This window comes from Catellatospora sp. NPDC049609 (assembly GCF_040675365.1).
In the GTDB taxonomy this organism is placed as follows: Bacteria; Actinomycetota; Actinomycetes; order Mycobacteriales; family Micromonosporaceae; genus Catellatospora.
Genome location: NZ_JBFAOU010000206.1, coordinates 1 through 13,210, shown reverse-complemented (window position 1 = coordinate 13,210; position 13,210 = coordinate 1). Strand labels below are relative to the sequence as shown.

8 protein-coding genes and 1 tRNA gene are annotated in these 13,210 nt (G+C 72.2%); 7 read left to right on the top strand and 2 right to left on the bottom strand.

The annotated features are described in order from the left end of the window. Window positions 1-295 precede the first annotated feature (295 nt). Entirely contained in the window at window positions 296-1,060 is a 765-nt protein-coding gene (locus AB0J67_RS34680; protein WP_363488893.1) for a phospholipase A2, read from the top strand. Here AB0J67_RS34680 and AB0J67_RS34675 read toward each other — a convergent pair. Next, complete coding sequence (locus AB0J67_RS34675; protein WP_363488891.1) at window positions 972-2,747, bottom strand: NAD-binding protein; 1,776 nt, start codon at window positions 2,745-2,747, stop codon at window positions 972-974. The genes AB0J67_RS34680 and AB0J67_RS34675 overlap by 89 nt on opposite strands. Before the next feature lie 165 nt (window positions 2,748-2,912). Between AB0J67_RS34675 and AB0J67_RS34670 the strand changes: the two genes are divergently transcribed. The 4 genes from AB0J67_RS34670 (at window position 2,913) to AB0J67_RS34655 (ending at window position 10,140) form a co-directional block, all read left to right on the top strand. Further along, complete coding sequence (locus AB0J67_RS34670; RefSeq protein WP_363488889.1) at window positions 2,913-4,748, top strand: hypothetical protein; 1,836 nt, start codon at window positions 2,913-2,915, stop codon at window positions 4,746-4,748. A 171-nt stretch (window positions 4,749-4,919) separates the two neighbouring features. Continuing rightward, on the top strand, window positions 4,920-5,381 hold the full coding sequence (locus AB0J67_RS34665) for a hypothetical protein (protein ID WP_363488887.1): 462 nt from the start codon (window positions 4,920-4,922) through the stop codon (window positions 5,379-5,381). A gap of 144 nt (window positions 5,382-5,525) precedes the next feature. Then, window positions 5,526-9,215, top strand: coding sequence for a M4 family metallopeptidase (locus AB0J67_RS34660; protein ID WP_363488885.1), 3,690 nt, complete (start codon window positions 5,526-5,528; stop codon window positions 9,213-9,215). 94 nt (window positions 9,216-9,309) lie between these two features. Beyond that, window positions 9,310-10,140 (top strand): NUDIX hydrolase, encoded by an 831-nt coding sequence (locus AB0J67_RS34655; RefSeq protein ID WP_363488883.1) that lies wholly within the window; start codon window positions 9,310-9,312, stop codon window positions 10,138-10,140. A 9-nt stretch (window positions 10,141-10,149) separates the two neighbouring features. Here the strand turns inward: AB0J67_RS34655 and AB0J67_RS34650 are convergent. After that, a tRNA-Thr gene (locus tag AB0J67_RS34650) sits at window positions 10,150-10,225 on the bottom strand. Between the two features lie 265 nt (window positions 10,226-10,490). On the opposite strand from AB0J67_RS34650, the gene ugpC reads away from it, so the two are divergent. Both ugpC and AB0J67_RS34640 read left to right on the top strand, forming a co-directional pair. Beyond that, entirely contained in the window at window positions 10,491-11,582 is a 1,092-nt protein-coding gene (gene ugpC, locus AB0J67_RS34645; protein WP_363488881.1) for a sn-glycerol-3-phosphate ABC transporter ATP-binding protein UgpC, read from the top strand. Window positions 11,583-11,683: 101 nt separating this feature from the next. Continuing rightward, on the top strand, window positions 11,684-13,075 hold the full coding sequence (locus tag AB0J67_RS34640) for a class II fumarate hydratase (protein ID WP_363488879.1): 1,392 nt from the start codon (window positions 11,684-11,686) through the stop codon (window positions 13,073-13,075). The last annotated feature ends 135 nt before the right edge of the window (window positions 13,076-13,210 follow it).

The window sequence follows — 13,210 nt, the reverse complement described above, 5'->3', positions numbered from 1 at the left end:
TAGACCCTTTTTAAATACAGGTTGCCAAATCTGTATCAACTTGATCACGATAACGAAATCCAGATAGGCCAACGTCTATGAAGGCCGAGCGCAGCGGGCCGGGGACGGGCTGGGCGGCGCCGGGCGGGGCTGGGCGGGGTCGGCGGGACGGGGCGGGGCGGCTGGGCGCGGTGAGCGGTGAGCGGGCTGGGCGAATGGCGAAACCGCAGGTAGCGTGGCCGCCCGGTCCGGCCGCGCTCTCTCCGAGGGCACGAGCAACCCCTCCGGGCCGGAGCACAGCGAAGGGATCGCGACGATGCGGTCACGGACGCGCCGGCCCACCCTCGCCGGGCACTCCGCCGAGCGTGCGGGGCAGCACGCCCCGGCACTGCGGCGGCGTACGCCCGTGCACCGCCCGCTGCCGGGCTGGCTGCGCTCCCTGCTCGTGCTGGGCGTCGGCATCGCCGCCGCGCTGACCCTGGCCACGCCCGGCAACGCGCAGACCCCGCCCGACACCGCCGCGACGCACACCGTCCGCACCCTCACCGCCGGCGCCCTGCCCGCCGTTCCGAAGGACTTCGCCCAGGTCATGGGGTACGAGCCGGGCACCGCCCGGCTGGCCGACGGCTCGGTCCGGCTGATCAACCCGAAGGGCTCGTGCTCGGTGCCGGGCGAGGGGCGCCCGTTCGACTTCGCGGTCGCCTGCCAGGCCCACGACTTCGGCTACGACCTGCTGCGCTACGCCGAGCGCCGGGGCGCGCCGCTGGAGCCCGGCGCCCGTGCCGGGATCGACGCGCTGCTCGATCGCGACCTGCGGGTGCAGTGCACGGCGGACTCGGCCCCGGCCAGCTGCGACGCGACCGTGGCGCTGTTCGCGGCGGGCGTCGGCTTCAACTCCTGGCGTCAGGTGTCCGGGCCGCCGGTCGACACCTCCGGGCTGCCGCGCACGGCCGGCCTGGTGCTGCTGACCCTGGCCGGCGGCGGCTGCGTGGTCACGGCGCGGCGGCGGCTGCTCCCTCGGCGATCGGGTCCGCGTCGTCCGCGCCTGCGGCTCCGGCTGCCTGGCGCATCAGCCGGCTGAGCCCGTCACGGGTGGCGACGACCGTGATCCGGTCGCGCGCCGCCAGGCTGCGCTCCGGCGCGGGCCGCCACAGCGGGCGGGGCTCGCCGAACTCGGCCAGCGCGATCACGCGTACGGCGCCCGGGGCGTCGACGGCCGCGACCCGCTGCCCGTCCAGCGCCGAGCCGGGACCGACCACGACCTCGGCGACCAGCAGCACCCGGCGCTCGACCGAGATCGTGCCGATCACCTCGCGTTCCATGAGCGCCTCGGCGAAGGCCGGCGCCGCCAGGTACGACACGCTCCGGGTGAACCGGATGCTGAACGTCTTGCGCACCCGCGCCGCGAGGTCGCCGTCGAACAGCCGCACCAGCACCCGCAGCTGCGGCTTGAGGTTGCGGCCGTGCAGGGCGGCCTCCAGGTTGATGACGTCGTTGCTGGCCAGCGTCATCAGCGCGCGGCAGTCCTGCACGTGCGCCGAGCGCAGCGTGCTCTCCCGGCTGGCGTCGCCGATGATCAGCGGCACGCCCAGCTCCCGGGCCAGCGGCACGCCGCGGGCCTGCTCGTTGACGTCGATCGCGACGATCGGCACGTCCCGGTCGTAGAGCAGCCGCAGCACGCGGGTGCCCACGTTGCCGAGACCGACCAGCACGACGTGGTCGCTCTCGGGCAGGCTCAGCCGGCCCTGCGCCACCGCGAGCCGCGCGTTCACCAGCCCTTCGACGACCATCGCGGTGATCAGCGGGACCAGCGCCACCCCGGCCAGCGACACCATCAGCTGCAGGATCTGCTGCCAGCCGGGCAGGTCGGCGTTGAGCTGGGGGCCGCCGAGCGCGTTGACGAGCACGACGTACACGCCGTCCCAGAAGGAGTGGACCTCCTCGGTCTGCGTACGCGCGAAGGCGAAGCCGGCCCCGACGAGGACCAGCAGCACCACCGCCACGGCGATGCGGAACTGCCGCGAGATCAGGGATTTGGCGGTGTCCACGACCGCCGGCAGGCGCCAGCGGCGGGCGCTGCGCGTCACGCTGCGCGCGACCGACGCCACCGTCTCCTCCACCGACGTGGTCACCCGGGCCTCGACGAGCACCAGGTCGGCCCGGCCCGGGTCGGCGGGCAGCAGGTCCGGGGCGGTGCCCCCGGCGGTGGTGTCGACCAGCCCGCAGACCACGTCGCCGGGCGCCACCTCGGCCCGCCGGGCCACCACGAGGGTGCGCCCGCCGACCGGCAGCGGCACCGCGTTGACCTCGTCGAGCGCGAGCGCGACCAGAGCCGGCGAGGCGATCTCGGCGTCCGAGAGCACCCGGGCGTTGCCGAGCAGCGCCTCGATGCCCCGGCCCAGGTGGGAGTTGTACATCCGGACCACCAGGCGCAGCTCGGGGACCAGCTCGCGGGCCTGCAGCGCGACGTGGATGTTGCCGACGTCGTCCTGGACGGTGAGCGCCATCCCCAGCGCGGTGGCCACATCCGCCTTGGCCAGGGCGCGCTCGTCGATCCGGTCGACGAGCACCACCCGCACCCGGGGCAGCTCGCCGAAGTCGCGCGCGTCCCGCTGCTGGGCGGGTGTCATCAGCACCACGACGTCCACGCCGTAGCGGGTGGTCAGCTGCTCGGCCAGCCGGTACGCCAGGCCGTCGGAGCCGTTGATCACGAAGTGGTTGTTGCGGGCACGGCGGAGGTTGGCCACTACCGAGGAGGGGGTGAGCACGCCCGGATGCTATCGACCGCGTACCACCTGAACCACCCCTGAGGGATCGTCGCACATGCCTTTCCCGCGACGATATGCCCCATTTGGTCGTTGCTCCTTCCGACGAATGCACCAAACAGCGCCCTGCAGCAACGGGCGCCCCGGTCAGCAATCGAATGGATGGACATGAACAAGTGGTTCTACCGTGCCGTCGGCGCCGTCGGCGTGGCGGGCGGCGTCATGCTTCTCGGCAATGGCGTCGCGCACGCTGAAGGTTTCGCCGAGGCCAAAACCGCCGATCCCCAGGCCATGCGAGGGCTGGTGGCCGACCTCTTCTCCCCGACGGGCGGCCTGCACGACCTGGGCCTGTCGCTGGACACGCCTGACACGCGCCTGAGCGCCGGCCTGGTCTCCGACGGCCCGCTCGCCGTCACCCGCGGCAACGGCAAGGTCGGCCTCACCGCGCACGCGCCCGGAATCCAGGACATCTCGCTCGCCGGCAAGCTGCCCCGGCTGTCCGACGCGCTGCCGCGCACGAACCTCCTCAGCAGCGCCACCAGCCTGCTCACCGGCTCCGCGAAGGAGGAGGCGCTGCCGCTGCCCGGCCTGGACAGCGTCACCGGCATGCTCTCCGGCGGCCCGCTCGGCGGCCTGCTGGGCGGCACGCCCGGCGGCAGCCCCATCAGCGGCCTCAGCAACGGCCCGCTCGGCGGCCTCGCCAACGGCCTGGTCGGCGCCGACGGCAACGGCACCATCGGCGGCCTGACCAACGGCCTGCTCGGCGGCGACGCCAGCCCGCTGGGCAGCCTGGGCGGCCTCACCGGCGGCGACGCCAGCCCGCTCAGCGGCATCACCGACGGCCTCGGCGGCCTGACCGGCGGCCTCAACGGCAAGCGCGCCCCCAGCCCGCTGGACAGCCTGACTGGGGCCCTGCCCGGCGGCCTCGCCGGCGAGCGCAACGACCTGCAGGCACCGCCGCCGCAGGACGCGCCCGCGCCGCGTACCGCGGGCGACATCACCCAGGACCGCTTCGGCGACTGGCTGGACGCCCCCGTGGGCGAGCCGGTCGACCAGCTCATGCAGCAGGCCGTCCTCGACCCGATGCTCGACATGGACGGCCTCGACCCGTCCGACTCGCAGGGCGTCACGCTCGACCCGGCGCTGTCCCAGCAGGTCGCCGACGCCACCTCGCAGATCGTGCCGGCCCTCATCGCCGACGCGATGGGCCGCAGCAGCGACATCGGCGACCTGCTCGCCGCCACGGACACCGCGGACGGGGCGGCGCAGGCCGCCGACGCGGACCTGCCGGCCGCCGGCATGACCGAGGGCCTGCCCTTCGTCGACAAGCTGCCGATCCTCGGCGACGTGCTCGGCAACGGCGGCCCGCTGGACGGCATCCTCGTCGTCGGCGACATCGCCAAGCAGCTGCCCGGCGTCCGCGACGTCGTCAACGGCCAGCTCAGCCTCGACACCGTGACCAAGCTGCCGCTCGTCGGCGGCATGCTCAGCAGCGGCATCGTGCAGGGCGGCAAGCCGGGCAGCGCGCTGCCCATCGTCGGCTCGGTGCCGATCGTCGGCGACGCCCTGAGCAAGGTCACCGGCAACCTGTCCGGGCTGAACCCCGGCCGCGGCGCCAACCTGCTCAACCCGGCACCCGGCCTCGCCACGCAGCAGCCCGCCGCCCAGCAGTTCGCCGCGCCGACCGTGGTCGCCCAGCCGCACGTCGGCCGGCACCGCGCCACCGAGCGCCCGATCGCCGGCGAGGACGCGGAGTACGCCGAGTCGGCCCCGGCCGCCGAGGCCCTGCCGCTGCCCGGCCTCGGCGAGCTGCCGCTGCTCGGCTCGCTGACCGGCGGCGCCGGCGGCGGCCTGCCGCTGGGCGGCCTGCTGGGCCAGCTGCCGCTCATCAACGACCTGCCGATCGTCGGCAACATGGCCACCTCGATGGAGGTGCTGCGCGCCCTGCCGCTGGTCGGCACGGCCGCCGGCCTGCTCCCGCTGGAGAGCGACACCGTCGCCTGACCGGCACCCACGGGAGGGCGGACGCGCTGCGCGTCCGCCCTCCTCCGTTCGCCGGCGACGACCGCCGTTCCGGGTCCTTTTCCGCGGCGGGATGGCGACTTCGGACCGCAGACAGCGATCCCCGGCGGTCGAGGACTGGCAGGCGGGCCGCCATCCGAGCAGAATGCGGCCGTGCCCCCGCTCACTGTCCGCCGCGCCGCCCGCCTCACGCCGCTGCCCGCCTTCGGCCCGCTCTACCTCGTCGGGCTGGCGATCTGCGTGGCCCTGGTCATCGAAGCCGTCATGGACGGCCGCTACACCGACCCCGCGCTGCTGCCGCTCGCCGCCCTGGCCGCCGCCTGCTACGTAGGCCTGCAGCAGGGCGTGTGGGTGGACGGGGACCTGCTCATCCTCAGGTTCGCCGGCGCCCGCACCACCATCCCGCTGCGCGACGTGCGCGCCTTCACCATCCGCCACCAGCCGGGCTGGGGCGGGGGCAAGCGGATGCTCTGGGTCGAGCTGCTGGACGGCGGCGAGGTGCGTACGCACGTCGGCGTCAGCCGCAACCTGTTCAGCCCGGCTGTGCGGCTGCCGTTCGAGAAGATGGTCGCCCTGGTCGAGCGCCTCGACGAGCACCGCCGCCAGGTGAGCTGACCCGGACGCCCCTGGCGCCGGTCAGGACGCGGACCTCTGTGGAGATTGGATCGTCGGCCGCAGGCTTCGGAGAAATGGCCGATCCCGTATGGCCCTCGGGTTCAGTACCGTCCTCCGGTCGGCAAAATCAATCGGGGGTACGTCTTGAGTACTTCACGACGGCCAGCCTTCCCTGGGCTGACCATTACCCTGGCTGCCGCACTCGTCACCGGCGGCCTCGTGCTGCCCGTGCCCGCGGCGGCCGAACCGCCCGCCCCGACGGCGACCGTGCACCGGGACGCGGCCGGGCGGGTGCGCGCCATCAGCCCGGCGGCCGGCAAGACGATCAGGCCGGAGACCGTCGGCGGTCGGCCCGTCACGTCGCCGGAAGGCGCCGCCCGCGCCCACCTCGACCGCTACGCCTCGCTGTTCGGTGTCCGCGACGCCGCGCGCGAGCTCGCCCCACCCCGCACCGAGCTCCAGGCCGGGGTCAGGATCCTGCACTTCCCGCAGGTCCGTGCAGGTCTGCCGGTGATCGGCGGGCAGCTCAACGTCCAGCTCGCCAAGGACGGCAGCCTGCTGGGCATGAACGGCGAGACCACCACCGCCGGGGCCTTCGCCGGCACGGCGCGGATCACCGCCGCCGCGGCGCAGCGGACGGCCGTCGCGGGCACCGCCAAGGCGGCGAGGGTCGAGCCGCGGACGCTGACCGCGTCGAAGCCGGTGCTGTCGGCGTACGACCCGGCGCTCGTCGACGCCGTGGACGTCCGCGGCGCGCGCGCCGTGTGGCAGCTCGAGGTCCGCAGCAGGACCGACCGCGAGATCCGGCAGTACGTGCTGGTGAACGCGGACGACGGCCGGGTCGCGCTCAGCTTCTCGCAGACGGCCCATGCCAACGGCGCCCGGACGGTCTGCGACTTCGGCAACGTCCCGAACTCGACCAACGCCTGCCCAGGGGGCGCCCCCGTCGCGCGGGCGGAGGGCCAGGGCGCCACCGGCGTCACCGACGTCGACGCGGCCTACCAGCTGTCGGGCGCGTTCCGCGACTTCCTGACGAGCATGGGCCGCAACAGCATCGACAACGCCGGCAAGGACCTGGTCTCGGCGGTGAACTTCTGCCCGAACACCGGCAGCTGCCCGTACCCGAACGCGTTCTGGGACGGCGGGCAGCTGACCTACGGCGCCGGTTACGCCTCGGCCGACGACGTGGTGGGGCACGAGTTCACCCACGGCATCACCGAGTACACCTCGAAGCTGCTGTACTACAGCCAGTCGGGCGCGATCAACGAGTCGATCTCCGACGTGCTGGGTGAGGCGTTCGACCAGGTCTTCACCGGCACTCCGGCGGGCAACGACACACCCGCGGCGAAGTGGCTGCTGGGCGAGGACATCCCCGGCGGGGCGATCCGCAACATGTCCCACCCGCCCGCGATGAACCAGCCCGACGCCACCGACAGCCCGCTGTGGCACTCCCACCCGTACGACAACGCCGGTGTGCACATCAACAGCGGGGTGGGCAACAAGACGGCGTACCTGATGAACGACGGCGGCACGTTCGGCGGGTTCACCATCAAGCCCATCGGCGACGTCCGCAAGACGGCGCGCATCTGGCTGGCGGCCGAGGGCCTGCTGACCCCGGGTTCGGACTACTCCGACCTGGCGTACGCGCTGCACCAGGCGTGCATCAACCTGACCAAGGACACCGCGCTGGGCATCACCGACCAGCACTGCCTGTCGGTCCTCTACGCCACGGGCGCCACCAAGATGTCCACCAAGCCGGTGGCCGACGGTCCGATCCCGCAGGCGCCGCAGTGCGCCGCTCCGGCGGCCAGCACCAACGTCCTGTTCGACAACTTCAACTGGCCGGCCAGCGGCTCGCTGTTCACCGGCTGGTCCGAGTCGGGTGCCGCGTCCATCGACGGCAGCGCCCGCCCCAGCCACTCGGCGGGCAACGCGCTCTACATCCCCGACCCGTACCCGGACGCCGCGAGGTCGACCCACTGGGTGGCCCGCAGCGCCTACCTGCAACTGCCCGCCACCGGTCCGGTGTACGCGCACTTCAACCACCACTACTCGTTCGACTACACCGTCAACGACGGCACGAGCCCGCTGGCGCACTACGACGGCGGCCGGGTGCTGATCCAGGTCGAGGGCTCGACCGCGTGGACGCCGCTGACATCCGGATGGGTCAACGGTCCCACCAAAACGCTGTTCGACTTCAGCGGCAAGTGGTTCGGCGGCGACAGCCTGGGCTGGGTTTCCAGCCGGGTGGACCTGACGGCGTACCAGGGCAGGAAGGTGAAGCTGCGCTTCGAGGTGCAGACCGACGGCGTCGACCCGATCAGCGCGGCATACGGCTGGTGGATCGACAACCTGCGGGTCTACAACTGCTCCGGCAAGCGCCCGCTGACCAACGACATCAACGGCGACGGCTTCGGCGACCTCGCGATCGGCGAGCCCGGCCGCCCCGTCTCCGGCCAGCCCGCCGGCGGCGCCATCCGCACGATGTTCGGCACCTCGACGGGTCCGCACCCGCTGGGCAACCAGCTCTACACCCAGGACAACGCCTTCGTGCAGGGCGCCTCGGCCCCCAACGGCAACTTCGGCGCCGCGGTCACGACCGCGGACACCAACGCCGACGGGTACGCCGACGTCCTCGCGGGCGCCCCCGACAGCCCGAGCGGCGAGGGCTCCGTCACCGTCATGCGGGGCACCGTGTGGGGCCTCACGGCGCAGCTGTCGAAGTCCGTGTCCGCCTCGTCCGCCATCCCGGGGACCGGCCCGCACCGCTTCGGCGCGGCCCTCGCCGCGGGTGACTTCAACGGCGACGGCTTCGGCGACGTCGCCGTCGGCGCACCGGGCAACAGCGGCAACCGGGGCGGCGTGAAGGTGTTGTACGGCGCGGCCGCCGGTCTCGCCTCGACCGGCGCCGGCGTCAACTGGTTCACCCAGGACACCGGCGCGGTGCCGGACACCGCCGAGGACGGCGACCAGTTCGGCGCCGCCCTGGCCGCGGGCGACTTCAACGGCGACGGGCGCACCGACCTCGCCGTCGGCGCACCCGGCGAGACCATCGGCACCGCGACCGGCACGGGCTCGGTGACGATCCTGCTCGGCTCGCCGTCGGGCATCACCGCCACCGGCTCGCAGGCGTTCGACCAGGACACCGCGAACATGCCGGAGACCGGCGAGTCCGGCGACCAGTTCGGCTTCGCGCTCGGCGCCGGCGACGTGACCGGTGACGGCAAGGCCGACCTCGCGGTCGGCGCGCCGGGTGAGGACGTCGACACGAGCGCCGACTCCGGCGCCGCCTTCCTGATCCGCGGCGCGGCGACCGGCCTCACCGCCACGGCGAGCCAGGTCCTCTTCGACCGGGGCGGCGACCTCCTGGGGGCGGGCGACCGCTGGGGCACGGCCGTGACGGTCGGCGACCTCAACGCCGACCGGTTCGCCGACGTCGTCGTGGCCGCGCCGTACGACGACTGGAACACCGTCACGGACGTCGGCGGCCTGACCGTGCTGCGAGGCAACCCGGACGGTCTGGCCATCTCCAGCCTGTTCCTCTCGCAGGCCCGGAGCTGCGGATGGTCGGGACTGCCGGAATGCCCCATGGACGAGGACGGCGAGACCGGTGACCAGTTCGGCAGCGTGCTGCTCGCGACGAAGATCCGCAACAGCAGTAAGGCGGACCTGATCGTCGGCGTGCCCTTCGAGGACAACGGCACGAGCTACAACGAGGGCGTGCTCCACGTCATGCCGGTCTACGGCACCGACACCACCGTGCAGACGTTCACCCCGAGCGGCATGGTCGGCGGGGGCCTGCTGGGGACGAAGTTCGGCGGCGGGCTCGGCTGACCGCGTCCGCCCAAAGGGGGCCCGTGGCTGCGGGCCCCCTTTTCCGTGCCACGAGCGCGCTCAGGTTGTCGGAGGCGGGCCGCATGATGTCGCGATGCTGACCTTGTCGCGGCTGCGGACCGTCGTGCGGGACGCCTGGGGCCCGGATACCTGCGATCCCGTAGATCTCGCCGATTGGCGACCGGAGAACCCGAGCCGTGGTCAGTGCGGGGTCACCGCCCTTGTCCTCCACGACCTGCTCGGTGGCGATCTGATGCTGGGCGAGGTGTTCGAGGGCGGCGTGCGGCGCGGACATCACTACTGGAACCGCCTGCCCGACGGCACCGAGGTCGACCTCACCCGGGATCAGTTCCGCCCGGGCGAGACCGTCACCGGCGGCGTGGGCGTGGCCCGTCCGTCCGGCCCGCCGAACCGGTGCCGTGGGCAGTACGAGCTGCTCCGGCACCGGGTGCGCGCGGGGCTGCACCGCGTCGAGGGTGTTCAGCCGTCGACACCGGCCGGGCCGCCGGTGCGGATCGCGGTGGTGCTGCTCATCGATCCCACCGGGGCGGTCCTGCTGCAGCTTCGTGACCGTCGTGCGCGGGCCGAGCCGGGCCAGTGGGGTCTGGTCGGCGGACATGTCGAGGAAGGCGAGGGTTACGAGCAGGCGGCTCGACGCGAGCTGGCTGAAGAGACCGGGCTGGTCGTCGACACGGAGTTCCAGCTCTTCTGGCAGGACGTGCGTCCGGACCTCGCCGAAGGCACGTCGGGCGTGGATGTGCGCGTCTATACGGCCCGCTGCGGCGTGATGCCCGCCAGCGCCATCGTCGTCGGGGAGGGGCAGGCCGCGGAGTTCGTCAGCCTCGCAGAGGTCACGAAGCTGGACCTCACTCCGACGGCTGCGGCTGTGCTGTCGCATCTTCTCGCCCGAACCGGCCGTTCCTAGCTGAACTATTGGAGCCGACCAGGGGACTTGAACCCCTAACCTTCCGATTACAAGTCGGGTGCGCTACCAATTGCGCCAGGCCGGCATGCACGACCGCCGCAGCGGCGTACCCAGCGATGGTACGCGGCGGACCCTCCGCGGCGCCTACCGGATTCCCCGGAGTTTCGTGCCGATCATCGGCGTAAAGTCCGTTTTGCCTGGCAGGTGCGTTCCACATGATGATCCACGGGCTTGTTAACGCGGCGTCACCGGGCTAGGTTGACGAACGCCGGGTTCGTGCAAACGTATTCGGCACTTCACTTTCACTCGGATCGTCCGGCACGTTCCTGCCGGTGGAAGGACACACCCCCGTGGCTACCGTCACCTACGCGAAGGCGTCCCGGATCTACCCGGGCACCGACCGCCCCGCCGTCGACCAGCTCGACCTCCAGATCAACGACGGCGAGTTCCTCGTCCTCGTCGGCCCGTCCGGCTGTGGCAAGTCCACCAGCCTGCGGATGCTGGCCGGTCTTGAGGACGTCGACCAGGGCGCGATCTACATCAACGACAAGGACGTCACGAACCTCCCGCCGAAGTCGCGGGACATCGCGATGGTCTTCCAGAACTACGCCCTCTACCCGCACATGACGGTGTACGAGAACATGGCGTTCGCGCTCAAGCTGCGCAAGACCCCGAAGTCGGAGATCGACGTCCGGGTCAAGAAGGCCGCGCAGATGCTGCAGCTGGAGGAGTACCTCAACCGCAAGCCGAAGGCGCTCTCCGGCGGTCAGCGCCAGCGTGTCGCCATGGGCCGCGCCATCGTGCGTGAGCCGCAGGTCTTCCTCATGGACGAGCCGCTGTCGAACCTCGACGCCAAGCTGCGCGTGCAGACCCGTTCGCAGATCGCCACGCTGCAGTCGCAGCTGGGCATCACCACGGTCTACGTCACGCACGACCAGGTCGAGGCCATGACCATGGGTCACCGGGTAGCCGTGCTGCTCGACGGTGTGCTGCAGCAGTGCGACACCCCGCGTGCCCTGTACGACAAGCCGTCGAACGTGTTCGTCGCGGGCTTCATCGGCTCGCCGGCCATGAACATCAAGACGGTCCAGCTGACCGACGCCGGCGCGGTGTTCGGCCAGATGGTGCTCCCGCTCACCCGTGAGCAGGTCGCCGCGGCGCAGGCCGAGGGCGGCAACGGCCAGGTCACCGTGGGCTTCCGCCCGGAGGACTCGGACCTGGTGGGCGCGAGCGAGGGCGGCATGCCGATCGTCGTGGACCTGGTCGAGGACCTGGGCGCCAACGCGAACGTGTACGGCCACGCCGCGATCAACGGTGGCGAGGAGCGGTTCGTGGTCACCACGACCCGCCAGGCGATGCCGAGCCTCGGCGACACCGTGTTCGTGAAGCCGGTCGTGGGCAGCCACCACGCGTTCCACGCCGCTTCCGGCGTGCGCATCTGACGCATAGCAGTTGTCGAGGGGCAGGGCCTGATGGTCCTGCCCCTTCTTCGTGTGCGCGCCGATCTTCGCCTTGCCGTGCGGAACGGGGTAAGGATGAAGCCATGACGGAGTATCGAGTCGAGCACGACACGATGGGCGAGGTACGCGTGCCCGCCGACGCGCTGTGGGGCGCGCAGACCCAGCGGGCGGTGGAGAACTTCCCGGTTTCGGGGACCCCTCTGCCGTACCCCCTGATCATTGCCCTTGCCCAGATCAAGGAGGCGGCGGCCGAGGCCAACGCGGCCACCGGGGTGCTGGACAGCGAGACGGCGGGCGCGATCGCGTCGGCCGCGCGGGAGGTCGCCGAGGGCGACTTCGCGCAGCACTTCCCGGTCGACGTGTTCCAGACGGGCTCGGGCACCTCGACCAACATGAACCTGAACGAGGTCCTGGCGCGCCTGGCGGGGCAGCGCCTCGGCCGCACGGTGCACCCGAACGACCAGGTGAACGCCTCCCAGTCGAGCAACGACGTGTTCCCCTCCGCGATCCACCTGGCGGCGCTGCGGCTGGTGGCCTTCGACCTGCGCCCCGCGCTGCTGGAGCTGGAGGACGCGCTGACGCGCAAGGCGGCGGAGTTCGCGCACGTGGTGAAGTCCGGCCGCACGCATCTGATGGACGCCACTCCGGTGACCCTGGGCCAGGAGTTCTCCGGGTACGCCCACCAGCTCCACCGGGCCGCCGAGCGGATCGCCTCGGCCCTGCCGCACGTGGCGGAGCTGCCGCTGGGCGGCACTGCCGTGGGCACCGGCGTCAACGCGAGCGCCGACTTCCGCCGGGAGGTCTACCGCCGCCTGGCCGCCAACTCGGGCCTGCCCGTGACCGAGGCCGAGAACCACTTCGAGGCGCACGGGTCCCGCGACGCCCTGGTGGAGCTGTCCGGCCAGCTCCGTGTCACCGCGGTCAGCCTTTACAAGATCGCCAACGACATCCGCTGGATGGGCTCCGGCCCCCGCGCGGGCCTGTCCGAGCTGCGCATCCCCGACCTCCAGCCGGGTTCGTCGATCATGCCCGGCAAGGTCAACCCCGTCATCTGCGAGTCCGTCCGCCAGGTCTGCGCCCAGGTCATCGGCAACGACGCCGCGGTCGCCTTCGCCGGGTCCCAGGGCGACTTCGAGCTCAACGTGATGCTTCCGCTGATCGCCCGCAACCTGCTCGAGTCCATCACCCTGCTCACCAACGTCAGCCGCCTGTTCGCCCGCCGCTGCATCGCCGGCCTGAAGGCGAACGAGGAGGTGGCCCGCCTCTACGCCGAAGGCTCCCCGTCCATCGTCACCCCGCTGAACCGCCACATCGGCTACGAGGAGGCGGCGGCCGTGGCCAAGCAGGCCCTGGCCGAGAACAAGACCATCCGCCAGGTGGTCCTGGAACGCGGCCACATCGAGGCGGGCAAGCTCACCGAGGCGGAGCTGGACGCCGCCCTCGACGTCCTGGCCATGACCAGGCAACCCGACTGATCCGCCGCCCCGCCTTGAACAGGCGTTGGCCTATCACATCGAGTTTTCGGCTGGGGCGCCGCCTCCGGCACCGTCAGCGGCTACCGGGTGTACGAGGGCAGCACCGTCGTCTCCTCGCCGACCGGCACCTCGGCC